Origin of the sequence: Psychromonas sp. SP041, from assembly GCF_000470315.2 — a bacterium.
In the GTDB taxonomy this organism is placed as follows: Bacteria; Pseudomonadota; Gammaproteobacteria; order Enterobacterales; family Psychromonadaceae; genus Psychromonas.
On record NZ_CBRF02000011.1, the window covers coordinates 56,343 to 71,279 of the forward strand.

The following is a 14,937-nucleotide window of genomic DNA, read 5'->3' on the forward strand; positions in this document are numbered from 1 at the left end:
CGTAATTGTTCACTTTTAGACATAAAAAAGAACCCAAATAACGCATCGTCATTACAACTTACGTTATTTGGGTAACTTGGGTAATCGATTAATTTAGCAACTTGAGTAACTGATATTTTAAGCTGCTACCTTTCTTTTAGCGGCTTTGGCTCGAATAGCGCTAATAATAGGTAACAATATCGAGAGTAATATAACGACTAATAATCCTTTAGCGATACCAGAGTTCATGAAAACACTTAGGTCTTGGTTCGATATTCTGTAACCCTGACGGAAAGATTGCTCCATTTGTCCACCGACAATGGCAGCTAAAATCATTGGAGAAGTAGGAATATCAAGACGTCCCATAATAACTCCAGCAACACCTAAAATGATTAAGATGTAGAAATCGACAACAGAAGCACTGATCGCATAACAACCTACAAAAGCTAAGCTAAGTACAATGGGATAAAGTACTTTTGGCGGAATCGCTAATAAGCGTACTAATACACCTGCAAGTGGAATATTCACAATAGCCAAAATTACATTAGCAACAAACATACTCGCAATGAGTCCCCAAGCCGTATCTGGATGCTGCGCGAACAATAGTGGCCCAGGTTGAATGCCAAGCATTAATAGTGCGCCCATCATTACCGCAGTCGTTCCCGAACCCGGCACACCCAGTGATAACATTGGAATCATTGCACCAATAGAAGCCGCATTGTTTGCTGACTCTGGTGCTGCTAACCCTTCAATTGCGCCATGACCAAATTCTTCTTTATTTTTAGATAGTTGCTTTTCGTTGTTGTAACACATCAGCGATGCCATCGTACCGCCTGCACCAGGCAGTGCACCAATAATGAAGCCAACAGGTGCGCTACGAAGAATCGGCCATTTTGAACGCTTCCATTCTTCTTTGCTTATCCAAATTCGCTTAAACTTAGTTTGTGCTTTTTTGCCTCCTTCACTCAAGGTTCGGAAACTTTTAAATACTTCACCTAAAGCATAAATACCAATAATAACCACTAAGAAATCGATACCTGTTTGAAGCTCTAACACTCCAAAAGTAAAACGTTGTAAACCTGACTGTCCGTCAATCCCCACGGTCGATATCGCGAGTCCAATACACATCGATAAAAAGCCTTTCAGCATATTTCCTTTCGACATAGAAACCGTCATAGAAAGCGCAGCAACCATTAATAAAAAGTATTCAGCAGGGCCAAATTTAACAGCCAAACCAGCAACAGGTTCAGCCATTAATGTCATTAATACAGCCGCAATAGTACCGCCAATTAATGACGCAATAGCAGATATAGCAAGTGCGGACTCTGCTTTGCCTTTCATTGCCATGGGGTACCCATCAAAGGTTGCAGCCAGTGCCGCACCATCGCCGGGGGTATTAATTAAAATTGAGCTTCGAGACCCGCCAAACATGGCGCCAATATAAACGCCCATCATAGTGATAAGTGAAGCCGTTGGCCCCATTGAAAATGTCATTGGTAATAAAATAGCGACACCAGTTGCAGGCCCAAGCCCCGGAAGCATGCCAATCACAGTCCCTAAAATACCGCCAACTAAGATTAAAAATAAGTAATAAGGCTGAAGAGCAACACTAAAGCCATTCATTAAATTCGTTAAAATATCCATTATGCTCAGCTCTATTAATTAAAAAATGGGAATGGAGGGAGATTAACTGACAGCAATTCATTAAAAGTAATAAAAATGCCACCAGCAAAAATAATTGAAATTAAAGCGCTTTTTTTCCAAAAACCTTTGCCGCAAGTCACCGTCAACGTCGAAAACATAAATAAAGAAGTACTGATCACGTAACCAGCATGTTCAAATAGCATCGCGTAAAAAATGCAAATAACACAAGTAATAGCTATTTTTCTGCGATCCTCTTTTCGTTGTGAGCTTTCATTCAATAATGCTTTGATAGCCATTATTGAAGGTGAGATCCCACCAGTAAAGATCAGTAATACACCAATAAAAATAGCAATGGCCGACACCGCAAGTGGTAAGAAAATAGCTTCTAATGGATTACCAAACATCGGCTGAGGTAAGCTATATGCATAGCCTCCGTATGCTAGACCAAATGTGATACTAAATAGTCCTGTCAGGCCATCCCAATTGGATTTTATATTTGACACGTTACACCTCTACCAAATAATCGAGTTTATTAAGTTATGCTTTTTTTATATGGAAACGGTGGCTAAAACGACTTTGTTTCTTGGCATAATCATAAGGAAGTAAGCTTTGCTTTTTACACAAAGCTTTATTGTATTTTTAAAATAGAATCGTTATTGATTTATAAAAATTCAGTACTGATATCAAACCTGTTTAATGAAAGAACACTTACTTGTTTACATAAATAATCTCTTTCATTTAATTAATATCGAGGCTTATCGACCAAATACTTCTTTAATCAATCCTTTATATTGTTCGTTCGTTTTACCTAAGAACGTGGTGAAGTCTTGGTCATTTTGGTAAGCATTGTCCCAACCATTACGTTTGAGTGCTTCTTTCCATTCAGTTGTTTCAACCATTTTCTGTAAAGCATCACGCCAATACGCAACCGCTTCTTCTGGCATATCTTTCGGGCCAAATAAACCACGCCAGTTTTCAAACGTAACGTTAATGCCTTCTTCTTTTACTGTTGGAATTTCCGCGATTAAGCCACTACCAATACGCTTGTCTGCCGTTTGTGCTAACGCGTGTAATTTTCCACTTTCAACCAGTCCCGCAACATCGCCTAAACCAGTAGAAATAAGGTCAACATGACCACCTAGCGCTTGTGCGATTAAGCTACCGTTTTGAAAAGAGATATAATCAATATTACGAAGATTCTCAACACCCGCAGCTTTAGCAACTAATAAGAATTGAATATGATCCATCGATCCTGCGGCAGATGTTCCACCAATCTTGACCGATTTAGGATCTTTTTTAAGCGCGTCCATGACTTCTTTAATCGTTTTGTACTTTGAATTTTCTGGTACCACAAAAGCAGCATAGTCAGTGATAAGACGTGCAATAGGTGTTGTATCTTTATAACTGTATTGAGTCAGCCCCGTTAGGTTCGTTAGCAAAATAGGCGGAGAATATACTGAAATAAGATCACCTTTGCCTTTTTGAGTTTGCATGTAAGCTAAGTTAACAGCACCACCACCACCGGGACGATTCACTACAGGCATATTCGCATCAACGAGACCTGTATCTTTTAACACTTTACCTACGGTACGAATGGTTAAATCCCAACCGCCACCAGCCCCTGAAGGCGCAACCATATTAATAGTATGAGGAGGATAATCTGCTGCCATCGCAGAGTTCACCGAGAGAAGTGTAGTGGTTGCAATCACGGCACTTGTTAAAAGCTGTTTTAATTTAATCATCAACTTACATCCTTTGCTTATTTCCTAAATATAAAAAGTATTGAGCGAATAGCTCTTACCCTCGTTTTATTTTTATTCTCAGAATAGATCCTTTGTAAAAACCTAGTATTCATTTGATGCGTTAAATAAATGTGTTTTATTTGTTAAATGAATGAACTGATTTTGTAAGCATACTGATAGGCTAGGAATGGAAATGTGAGACGAAACAATTAAACGCGATGAATCAATGGCGCTTATGGTTTTTATGGTGTTAATTAAATTCACGATCAATTAATAACTATTTATTATATTTTAAAACAAATAGTTAAGAGGTTTATTGACGATTTTTAATAATATTAAGAAGGCTGTTAATTTTTATTAAAACCATGACACAATCGATAAAAATTCAAAAAAATTTCAAGTTATTCATTAATCGCGATATTAAGTTTTGTATCAATACAAGGAAAGTAAAAACTTTATAACTGTAAATGCTCGGCAAGATGATCAATCAACAACCTTATCTTCGGTGACAAATAACGATTCTGAGGATACACCGCCCAAATACCTTCCGCAGGTTCTCTGAACTGATCTAAAATAGTCACTAACTGACCTGACTCTATATAGGATTGCACGTAGTAATCTGGCAATTGCACGATACCGATATCTTTTAATGCGGCATCAACTAGTGCGAGCCCACTATTACATCGTAAATTACCTTTAACTCTGATGTTCTTCTCTTTATTTTGCTCGGTGAAACGCCAATAGTCACGCGTACCTAATAAACAATTATGATGTTTAAGCTCGGATAGTGAATGTGCTTCACCGTGTTTTTGTAAGTAGTTTTCAGAGACACAAACAAAGTTAGAACGTTGGCTGAGCTTTTTAGCAATCAAACTTGAATCTTGCAACTGCCCTAGGCGAATAGCGACATCAAAACCGCCATCAATTAAATCGACTCGGTTATTGGTTAGCTCAGTTGTTACTTCAATATCACTGTTCAAAGCAACAAAATCATTGATTAACGGTAAGATTTTCTGCTCTCCATAAGTAACAGGTGCAGTTAGCTTTATTTTACCTTGCGGTTTACTCTGTAGGTTGGTGATGGCTTGTTCAGCGGTATCTAGCCCATCTAACAAATGACGGCAATGTTGATAAAACAACTGCGCTTCCTGTGTTAGCGATACTTTGCGTGTGGTACGGTAAAATAACTTTACCTGTAGTCGCTTTTCCAGTGCACTGATTTGACGACTCACTTGTGCAGTAGAAATTTTGAGATTTTTAGCGGCTAATGAGAAGCTTTGATTTTCAGCTACTGCTACAAATTCGTTGATGCCCAGCCACTTCATTGTTACCACCTGGTAAAAGTAATTTTCATTTTAGGTAGATTATCATTATTGTAGAAACAAATATAATAGATACATAAAAATGCCATACACACATAATTGGAGTAGATATGACGGATAAATTTATTAAATCAAAAGCGGCTGTAGCGTGGGGTCCAAATCAACCATTAGTGGTTGAAGAAGTTGATGTAATGCTACCTAGAAAAGGCGAAGTATTAGTTAAAGTGATTGCCTCTGGTGTCTGCCATACGGATGCATTTACGTTATCAGGTCAAGATCCTGAAGGTTTATTCCCAGTTATTTTAGGTCATGAAGGTGGCGGTATCGTTGAGCAAATCGGCGAAGGTGTCACTAGTGTGAGCGTTGGCGACCATGTTATTCCGCTTTACACTGCTGAATGTGGTGTCTGTAAGTTCTGTACCTCAGGTAAAACTAACTTATGTAGCGCAGTACGTGAAACGCAAGGCCGTGGCGTAATGCCAGACGGTACTAGTCGTTTCTACAAAGACGGTCAACCAATCTTCCATTACATGGGTTGTTCTACGTTCTCTGAATATACTGTGTTACCAGAAATATCATTAGCGAAAGTTAATAAAGATGCACCGCTTGAAGAAGTGTGTTTATTAGGTTGTGGTGTTACAACCGGTATGGGCGCGGTATTAAATACAGCTAAAGTTGAGAAAGGCGATAACGTTGCGATCTTCGGATTAGGCGGCATTGGCTTGTCAGCGATTATCGGTGCAAAAATGGCTGGCGCCAATAAGATTATTGGTATCGATATCAATGAAAGTAAGTTTGAACTAGCAAAACAACTGGGTGCAACGGATTGTATTAATCCAAAAGACCACGATAAGCCAATCCAAGATGTGATTGTTGAAATGACTGATGGCGGTGTTGAATACTCGTTTGAATGTATCGGTAATGTTGATGTGATGCGAAGTGCACTTGAATGTTGTCATAAAGGTTGGGGCGAATCAGTGATTGTTGGTGTTGCTGGTGCAGGTAAAGAAATCTCGACCCGTCCATTCCAACTAGTGACTGGGCGTGTTTGGCGTGGAACGGCATTTGGTGGTGTTAAAGGTCGCTCACAGTTACCTGCGATTGTTGAACAATACTTAGCGGGTGAATTCAAATTAAGTGATTTTATTACTCATACTATGCCACTTGAAGATATCAATAAATCATTCGATTTAATGCATAGCGGTGAAAGTATTCGTAGTGTTATTCACTTCGACCATAAATAGACTGACCTGCTTAGTCAGATTAGGCGTAGAAACTTAATCTGACTGCTTTCAAATTGAGCCATTTTCAATACGAGTAATAACTCCACCTGAATGGCTTACATTCAAACTGAACAACTTCTATATGGACAACATGATGATCCTTGAAAATATCAGCAGTAATAAACTATTTGAAGGTTGGCATAAACAATATACTCACTCATCAAGTGTGCTTAATTGTGAAATGCGCTTTGCTATCTACCTGCCTCCACAAGCAAGCAGTAATACACCTGTTCCAGTAATGTACTGGTTATCAGGCTTAACCTGTAGCGATGAAAACTTTATGCAAAAAGCTGGCGCACAAAAACTAGCAGCAGAGTTAGGTATTGCGATTGTGGCACCAGACACTAGCCCACGAGGTGAGAGTGTTGCCGACGATAACAACAAAGCTTATGACCTAGGATTAGGGGCTGGTTTTTATGTTAATGCAACGCAAGCTCCGTGGAATAAACATTACCAAATGTACGACTACATTGTGAATGAATTACCACAATTGATAGAAGCTAACTTCCCTGTCACTAAAGAACGCGTTATTAGTGGGCATTCGATGGGCGGTCATGGCGCATTAACTATTGGTTTACGTAACCCTGATTTATACCAATCAATGAGTGCATTCAGTCTAATTTGTAACCCGATCAATTGTGCATGGGGCCAAAAGGCATTTAGCGCTTATTTAGGCGATAATATTGAAGAGTGGAAAGCTTATGACAGCAGTGAGTTATTAGCTAATCACAAAAAGCATCAACCTATTTTAATTGATCAAGGTAGTAATGATTCGTTTCTACAAGACCAGTTAAAGCCAGAAAGCTTAACGGCAATAGCCGATTCTAAGCTAAATATATTTCAACTTAATATGCGTGAAGGATATGACCACAGTTATTACTTCATCAGCAGTTTTATTGAATCGCATTTACGATTTCACGCTATCAATTTAGGTTTAATCAAAAACAGTTAAATAAAGTAGTTAAGTTCCTGTCTTTAAAGCCGATATAGTGAAGGCGCATGTGCCTTCACTTACTTCAAATTGCCTCACTAATTTAAGCTTTGTCTCAACATAATTCATAAGTGAATAAAGAACCGTCGCACACGGTTAAAAATGACACTTAAAATATTCAACGCTTGTATTCTACAAAATAAAATATTCGAAAAACAAAATATTATAAAACAGTGATATAGCATTTTGTTCACCTGCTCATTACTAAACCAATTAATGGATCTTTATTGAACGGTTTGTACGAGCTTTATACATAAAATTGCTATTTTTTTGCTCTCTATTTGCAAAATAGAACTCACACTTTATAGGTAGCAATGCTACAGTCGAAAAGTCACTTTCCACAATAATGTTTATACTATAAGGATTTAGTTTGAATTTATTTAGAAACCTAACGCTATCATTTAAAATTTCTAGCCTTGTCATACTACTGCTGTGTGCCCTGCTATTTATGTCCATCAACCTTGTCACCAATAGTCGAACGATCGTAGATAACGTCACATTAGACTCAGATATTCGTATGTTTTATGCAAACGTTAATAATAAATGGAAAAACATTAACAAGTCTTACCAACTATCAGAAGATATAGGCATGTTATTTTCAGCGAGAGCAATCGAACAACAAGACTTAGAAGATGCCACTAATCAAACAAAAACACTTATTGATGATTATGCCAACAGCTTATCGATAACCAGTGAAAATTTGGAAAGTGAATGGAATACAACTCTCGAACTCGAAGAAAATCAAGGTCTTATTCAAGTCAGAGATCAACTTATAAAAGAAGTGCATCAGCTTAACAAAGCATTATCTTCACTCACTAATGTTTGGTTAACCCAAGCGACTTTTGTCGCACGAAAAAAAGCAGAAAAAGAGGTCTCCCAAGCTTTTGTACCTATTAACGACAGCATTAATAACATCAACGATATGCATGACACATTAGTCGCTTTACGCTCAGAAAGAATAATAGCGGAAGAAAATAAAATCGAAGTTCAATCAACTATTTTAGCTATCAGTATCTTTATCATTGTTATTATTGTTTCTGTATTAATGCTCAGAAAGCTCAAAAAAGACTTATCTTCTATTGTGTCAGTGACCTCTTCTTTAGCAAAAGGAGACTTAAGCAGAACCATTGAAGTCGGTGAGAATAAAGATGAGATTAGTGAAATAAAAAGATCCATTTTCAGCATGACCAACAATCTAAAAAGCATTTTCAAGTCCTTCATTTCATTAGCGAATAACTTAGATACTTCAACCGATGGTTTACTCAGCGATAATAAACAACGTATTAATGATGCCGAGTTTCAACGCTCACAAATGGCTAAATTATCAAACTCAGTAGATGAGTTATACGCTGTTTCGACACAACTTTCTGAACATGCAGATAATGCAGTTTCAAAATCAGACGGTGCTATTGAGTCGGCACAAAAAGGCAAAGAAATCGTTAACGCGACGATTCATTCTATTGAAGGATTAGCGGGTGAGATTGAGAACTCAGTCACCGCGATTCAACAACTCGATACCGAAGCCGATAACATTACCAATATAGTTGAAGTGATTAAAAGTATTGCCGATCAAACTAACTTACTAGCCCTAAATGCAGCAATTGAAGCTGCTCGCGCTGGCGAACAAGGTCGTGGTTTTGCCGTTGTAGCAGATGAAGTAAGGAATTTAGCAAAACGAACACAAGATGCGACAGGTGAAATTCAATTAACATTAGAAACCCTTAAACGCAGTACATTAAGTGCCGTATCGGTGATCAATCACAGCCACAGTAAATCATTAGAAAGTGTTGAATATGTGTCGAATACAGGCCATGTAATCGATGAGATTAATGTTTCTGTTGAACAGATTAAAGATATTTCTAAAGAAACGTCAGCAGTCTCATCTTTGCAAACCAATACGTTGGATGAAATTCAAACCAACGTACATGATGTTAACCAAGTAGCCGAAGAAAATAGTAACCGAGCGCAAGTCTCGATGGCATCCGCTTCTTCACTTTCAGATCTCAGTAAGGAACTACTTACTTCTGTCAGTTACTTTAAATTAAAATAGTACTTTCATTGCGCGTTAATCCTTTAAAAACAAACAGCTAAAATGAAGCTCTAACAAAAAACAAGATGGTCGAAAGGCGATAATAAAAACGGTACTGGTTTAAGTAGATGTAAAGGTATAGATGTAGATATAAGTATCGATGTAGATGTAAATATAAATGTAGATGCGAATTAATTGCCATTATTTGCATCTACACCTTCCTTTATAACTCAGACAATACGCGAATAACTCATTAATCACACTAAGCGCTGAATAAATCGTTCTAATACTCAATCAACTTCACTGAACAAAATAATCTTTCATATCCTATTCATTCCCCTCCTCCTTTATAATACTAAAAGAATTAATAAGGTGATCATTCTTGCTGGTTAAAATCACCCCTAACTGCGTTCTGAGTTTTGAGTTTTGAAGTGAGAACAACTATCTTCTACAACTCACGCCTTATTAGTGTTAATTTTTCCTGCGCAATTTCTAATCACTTATTTAATTCCATTGGTATAAGAAAGCCAAATCGCTTATTTACTAATGGCTTATTCCTATTAATTAAAACCATTTAAGCAATAATGCTCTATTTCCTATTTACTTAGCGTGCTAAGCAAGTAAAATACTTAGCACGCTAAGTAATAACTGATAATTTCAATTAAATAAATCCAATAGGTAAGAAAAATGCCAAAAGACATAGAGCAATTAAAGGAACTATCGCTAGCTGAAGACTTCGGACGCTTATATCGTATCTGGCGTAATGTTGTCGATGTTGAACTAAGTCCATTGGAATTGACCTATCCGCGTTGGACCGCACTGTGGAAGCTTTTACGTTTGGGTGACAACGTAAGTCAAAAGGTCTTAGCTAATGCATTAGAAATAGAGGTTGCTTCGCTAATGCGTACCTTAGGGCAATTAGAATCACAAGGACTGATTGAGCGCCACGCTTGTCGTAAAGATAAGCGCGCAAGAATTGTTACGTTAACGAAAACCGGTAAGGATTTATTAAAGAAAATAGAAGCTCGTATTATTGAAGTACGTATTGAGTTGCTGGCAGGCGTCAGTATGGATGAACTCTTTGAACTTGAACGAGTAATGAACATCATTAGTGATAATGCCAATAAAAAACTAACAAAATTAGACATATCAACAACACACCTTATATGAGAAATAACATGACACCAGATCAACAATTTACCCGCCTAGTAAGAATCGCTACCTTTGGATTCGTTATATTATTTGGGTACTTTTTACTTGCTGACAATATTATCCCGTTAACACCTCAAGCAATGGCAACACGCGTTGTCACAAAAGTAACACCGCAAATATCAGGTAAAATCCAAACAATAGCGGTCACTAATAATCAGCCAGTTAAAAAAGGTGACTTGTTATTTGCAATCGATCCTGCCCCTTACCAATTAGCAATATCTGAAGCACAATTAGCGTTAGAACAAGCAAGGCAAGATAACGCTGAATTAGATGCGTCTTTATTAGCTGCAAAAGCCGATATAAACGCCAGTAAAGCAACAGCACAACAAAAGCGTAGTGAAGCTAAACGCCTTGACTCTCTTTATGCTTCTCATGGTATATCGCAACAACAAAAAGATCAGGCGAGTAGTGATGCTGCAACTGCAAATGCAAATTTTTTATCGGCTAATGCTCGTTTAAAAAAACTTCAAGTCAGCCGCGGAAGCTATGGTGAGAAAAACCTTAAATTACGTAGAGCACAAAATAATCTAGCACAAGCTAAACTCAACTTATCTTACACAGAGATACACGCAGACCAAGATGGCATAGTCACCAACTTACAGTTAGAAGTCGGTAGTTTTGCGACCGTAGGCCAGCCCCTTCTTGCCGTGATATCTGACAAAGTCGATATTATTGCTGATTTTAGAGAGAAAAATCTACGAAATGTAAAGGCGACATCCTCAGCCTTAATTGCCTTTGATGGTGTGCCTGGTGATTTATATTCTGCCACCGTAAGCAACATAGATGCAGGTGTTAGTGCGGGACAATTTGATGCAAATGGACGTTTAGCGGAACCGCAAGAATCAACTCGATGGGTGAGAGATGCGCAAAGATTAAGACTGCATTTATCTTTAGACGATGCTGCCATGCATAACTTACCGGCTGGCGCGAGAGCCACTGTTCAACTATTACCTGATAATATTTTCTTTAATCTATTTGCAGTAGCGCAAATTAAGCTCATCAGTTTTCTGCACTATATATATTAAACGCTTCAGCGAAATATATTAGACGATCCTGCTAAATATATTAAACGCTTCAGCGAGAAATATATTAACGACTCCAAACAAAGGCTCAATATCCATCGTTTATAACGAATAACGATGGATATTGTTCATCTGTATTTAAAAGTAATCAAGGTAATAAGCATGTTAGCAAACCACCGCCCTTTAACCGCAAACGACTTACGTCAATGTATTCGTATTACTACGGGTGCAACAATCGGTTTTACTTTATGTAAAATATTCGATTGGCATTATGGTGTATTTTTTACCGTCACACCGATGCTATTACTTGGCTTTGTCCCAGTAATGAATATGCAAGCAATGAAACAAATAATAGCAGCATCAACAATGGCAATCTTAGAGGTTGGGTTACTCACTAGCTTACTGGGAGGTTCACCAGGCATGATGTTGCCAATTGTATTTTGTTTGTTTTTATATCGTTTTGCGGCGATGTCAAAAGGTAGTCTCTTCCTATTTGGCGCCTATGGTGTACTCATGCTGAGTATCATGCTCCATTATGCGAGTTACCCTAATACTAATTTAAATGACTTACTGTTTAGCAACTTTTGGGCAACGGTATTATCTGTCTTTATTGCTTATTTAATGACGATCCTCTGTCCTGATGTAGCCCCAAGAACACCTCCAACACCAGGCGTTAAAGCACCGCATAGAATGCGCCATGAAACATTGTTAGGAGCGACTATCGCCACTATGTCATTCATTGCTTTTCAGGTATTAGATTTACAGGATTCGATGTCAGCACAAGCCAGTACGATATTGATTCTTTTTCCTATGCATTGGAATGGTGTAATTGATTATGCGCGGAAACGGGCCATCGGTACGATACTTGGAGTTTCCGTTGGAATAGCATTACAATTTTTACTCTACGAATGGTCGAGCATGTTGTTGTTAGTTATTCCTTTATTGTGGATTAGTCTTTTATTATTTAGCCAGTTTCATGTGCGTGAAGGTGGAGGTTCAAGTATTGGTTTCGGGGCTATGACAACATTAGGTATTTTGTTCGGACAATATTTAACACCCGATAATGATTTAATATTTAGTGCTTTTTACCGTATCAGTAGTATTGCAGTCGCGATTGTTTTGACCTTATTCTTATGTCGCACGATACATCAGTTATTAAACCGTTTTGAAGCAACCCGTTTCGGTTATTGAACATCGTAATAAACTTATAATATTGATTCCTTATATTCTGTTCATCTCTTCACCTGTTCGCCTTTAGCAAGAAAGAGGCACAAAAGGTATCGTTCGATAAAGTAATGACGGTTGGCTTTTTTATAAAAAATTTTCAAAGAATGAAATTATTTGTTGATCGGATTGGTCTTTTTTCTAGATGAGTGAACCTTACAGGTTTGAACTACGTATTAATTTTAAATAAATATAATAAGGTTTCTCAGATGGTAAAAGAAATTCCGTTGCGCTTAGGGGAAAAGGTAATGCCTGAAGCACCAAAGGTTTTACTGAGTAATGGTAATTACTGTATCCCTCAACATTACTTAACTTATCACCATACTTTACAAAGTGTGGAGGCGATTATTTGCGATATTGAATATGATCCAAGATACGTTGTTTTTGCCGCCCAAGATCTAGGTGATATTTATATCCAAGTCGGCGTTGTAGGGCATGATAACTACCATAAAAAATCATCACAGAAACCAAATCAAGAAAAGCTATTATTTGGTCGTAAATGGCGTGTAGAAAAAGAATTACCAACATCAGAGGTTATTCAAAGTGTTTTTCTAGCCATTAAAAAATCACGTGAGCATGAAGTCCGTGAGTTATTTAAATTAACACTTAACCACAGCACAACAACGCCTTTTAATACGCATATTGATTTACCGTTAATGGCCGAGTTTTATGATAGCAAAAGCTACGATAGCAAAGGCAATGAGCGTAAAGGTTACGAAAGTAAGGTTAACAATAACCAAGAATGCACAACAGAACATGAAACAGAAATAAGCACTCAAGAAAATATTAATAATATACTTGAAAAAATCACCTACGATCATAGCCACTTAAGCCTTGATGACGTGCAACAACGTCCGAATGGTCTATGGTTAGTTGATATAAAAATACACCAGACTGAACGCAGTACTTTATCTGAAATGACTGATGTGACACTTTATTTAATGCTTGAAGAGATATCTTTAAACACATTAAGTCGTGCCTTAATGGACGAGTTTGTTCGCCTTAGCGATCTACAAGTAGATAAGCATTTCAGTTATAAAGGGTTTCATCGTTTTGATCCGACTATCGACATTGCAGAGATTGCAGACTTGTCACAACAAAGCCGTAAACATGAATTAGCAGCACATTTTGCCAGTGAGTTTTCTAAAACTAATCAACAAGTAGATTTAACGCGGATTCCTCCAGTTAAAGCAGGTGCATTAGCACAAAAACACAAACAGATTATCGAACAGTTTCAATTACAAATGCAGTAAGTTTTTACCGATAAATGAGCTTTATACCAGTTAAAGCTTGTTTATCGGCTTTTTATCAAGACGCTTTGCAATGAATTCTCTCAAACAGGACTTTATTACCGTATCCTGTAAACCATAACTTCTAGCCTGAATCGATTAACAACATAATTTACTATTATTACATCTCTTAAATTTCAGCAAAAAAAATGCACTAACAAACAATAAAATTTGACCTTAGTAATATATAAAAAGGTATTATTTATAGCTCGTTAGCACATATTAAATGTTGCTATTTATTGTTATATTACTTTCTTAAAGCTTCAGTATTTAACCGCTTCTTTCGCTTCTTTATCAACTGAAATTGAAAATACATCAGGGCGAGAATAGTGGCCAACAGGATCAAAATCCATTTTACTTTTAATCAATGTTGCTCTATCTAACTCAGCATACACAATCGTTTTTTCATTAAAAACAGGTCCAACGATAACCTCACCAAGCGGTCCGATGATCGCACTACCACCGCGCATCATTACACCATCAGGGTTATCAGGTAACACACTGCGATAATCTTCGCTAAACTCATCTCTTGTAATGTACTGACAAGCACTAAGCACATAACAGCGTCCTTCCATCGCAATATGTTGAATGGTTGATAACCAAGTATCTCGGTCATCAGCTGTTGGTGTGCAATATATTTCAACGTGTTGAGCATACATAGCAGAGCGTAATGCAGGCATATAATTTTCCCAACAAATAACTGCACCTATTTTACCTAGCTCACTATCCACTACATCTAAAGTTGAGCCGTCACCAAAGCCCCATATTAAGCGTTCAGAACCTGTCGGCATCAGTTTTCTGCGTTTGCCTACGATACCTTTTTTAGGGTCAATAAATACAACAGTGCAATAGAGCGTTGAACCGCCTCGTTCAATAATGCCTAACACAATAAATATATTATGTTGAGTTGCACATTCTTCTATTGATCGTAACTCCTCGCCATCCATATCCACAGCGCCATCGTAATAACGCATAAAGTCCTCGCGCCCTTCTGGCAAACGCTTGCCGATAGGCGCATCAAAATTCAAACCTTTAGGATAAGTTCCGAGAAACGCCTCTGGGAAAACAACTAATTCAGCACCGTTATTTGCTGCTTCTTCTGCTAATTTACAGGTTTTTTTTGCCGTTGCGATTGCATCAAAGGGAATACTACTATCTTGAACAACAGCCACTTTACATTGTGATTTCATGGTTACTTTC

12 protein-coding genes are annotated in these 14,937 nt (G+C 37.7%); 7 read left to right on the forward strand and 5 right to left on the reverse strand.

Features of this window, described 5'->3' with window-relative positions:
- Positions 1-117: 117 nt before the first annotated feature.
- From SP041_RS07960 to SP041_RS07975, 4 genes are all read right to left on the reverse strand, one after another.
- The gene (locus tag SP041_RS07960) at positions 118-1,623 is read right to left on the reverse strand and encodes a tripartite tricarboxylate transporter permease (RefSeq protein ID WP_170968530.1); all 1,506 of its coding nucleotides are present in this window, start codon (positions 1,621-1,623) and stop codon (positions 118-120) included.
- 14 nt (positions 1,624-1,637) lie between these two features.
- Entirely contained in the window at positions 1,638-2,126 is a 489-nt protein-coding gene (locus tag SP041_RS07965; protein ID WP_137297531.1) for a tripartite tricarboxylate transporter TctB family protein, read from the reverse strand.
- Between the two features lie 252 nt (positions 2,127-2,378).
- A complete protein-coding gene (locus tag SP041_RS07970; RefSeq protein WP_137297532.1) occupies positions 2,379-3,365 on the reverse strand; it encodes a tripartite tricarboxylate transporter substrate-binding protein in 987 nt (328 codons plus the stop codon).
- 455 nt (positions 3,366-3,820) lie between these two features.
- Positions 3,821-4,690 (reverse strand): LysR substrate-binding domain-containing protein, encoded by an 870-nt coding sequence (locus tag SP041_RS07975; RefSeq protein WP_137297533.1) that lies wholly within the window; start codon positions 4,688-4,690, stop codon positions 3,821-3,823.
- Between the two features lie 107 nt (positions 4,691-4,797).
- On the opposite strand from SP041_RS07975, the gene SP041_RS07980 reads away from it, so the two are divergent.
- The 7 genes from SP041_RS07980 to SP041_RS08010 all read left to right on the forward strand — a co-directional run bounded on the left by SP041_RS07980 (position 4,798) and on the right by SP041_RS08010 (position 13,701).
- Positions 4,798-5,931, forward strand: a complete 1,134-nt coding sequence (locus SP041_RS07980; protein WP_137297534.1) for an S-(hydroxymethyl)glutathione dehydrogenase/class III alcohol dehydrogenase — start codon at positions 4,798-4,800, stop codon at positions 5,929-5,931.
- 133 nt (positions 5,932-6,064) lie between these two features.
- The gene (gene fghA / locus SP041_RS07985) at positions 6,065-6,922 is read left to right on the forward strand and encodes an S-formylglutathione hydrolase (protein WP_137297535.1); all 858 of its coding nucleotides are present in this window, start codon (positions 6,065-6,067) and stop codon (positions 6,920-6,922) included.
- 487 nt (positions 6,923-7,409) lie between these two features.
- Positions 7,410-9,011, forward strand: coding sequence for a methyl-accepting chemotaxis protein (locus SP041_RS07990; RefSeq protein ID WP_240791436.1), 1,602 nt, complete (start codon positions 7,410-7,412; stop codon positions 9,009-9,011).
- A 666-nt stretch (positions 9,012-9,677) separates the two neighbouring features.
- Positions 9,678-10,160, forward strand: coding sequence for a transcriptional regulator SlyA (slyA, locus tag SP041_RS07995; RefSeq protein WP_137297537.1), 483 nt, complete (start codon positions 9,678-9,680; stop codon positions 10,158-10,160).
- An 8-nt stretch (positions 10,161-10,168) separates the two neighbouring features.
- Entirely contained in the window at positions 10,169-11,227 is a 1,059-nt protein-coding gene (locus SP041_RS08000) for an HlyD family secretion protein (RefSeq protein ID WP_137297538.1), read from the forward strand.
- Positions 11,228-11,386: 159 nt separating this feature from the next.
- Complete coding sequence (locus tag SP041_RS08005) at positions 11,387-12,415, forward strand: DUF2955 domain-containing protein (RefSeq protein WP_137297539.1); 1,029 nt, start codon at positions 11,387-11,389, stop codon at positions 12,413-12,415.
- Positions 12,416-12,657: 242 nt separating this feature from the next.
- On the forward strand, positions 12,658-13,701 hold the full coding sequence (locus SP041_RS08010; RefSeq protein ID WP_137297540.1) for a hypothetical protein: 1,044 nt from the start codon (positions 12,658-12,660) through the stop codon (positions 13,699-13,701).
- Positions 13,702-14,000: 299 nt separating this feature from the next.
- Here the strand turns inward: SP041_RS08010 and SP041_RS08015 are convergent, their stop codons facing one another.
- Positions 14,001-14,927 (reverse strand): carbon-nitrogen hydrolase family protein, encoded by a 927-nt coding sequence (locus SP041_RS08015; protein WP_137297541.1) that lies wholly within the window; start codon positions 14,925-14,927, stop codon positions 14,001-14,003.
- Positions 14,928-14,937: the final 10 nt, after the last annotated feature.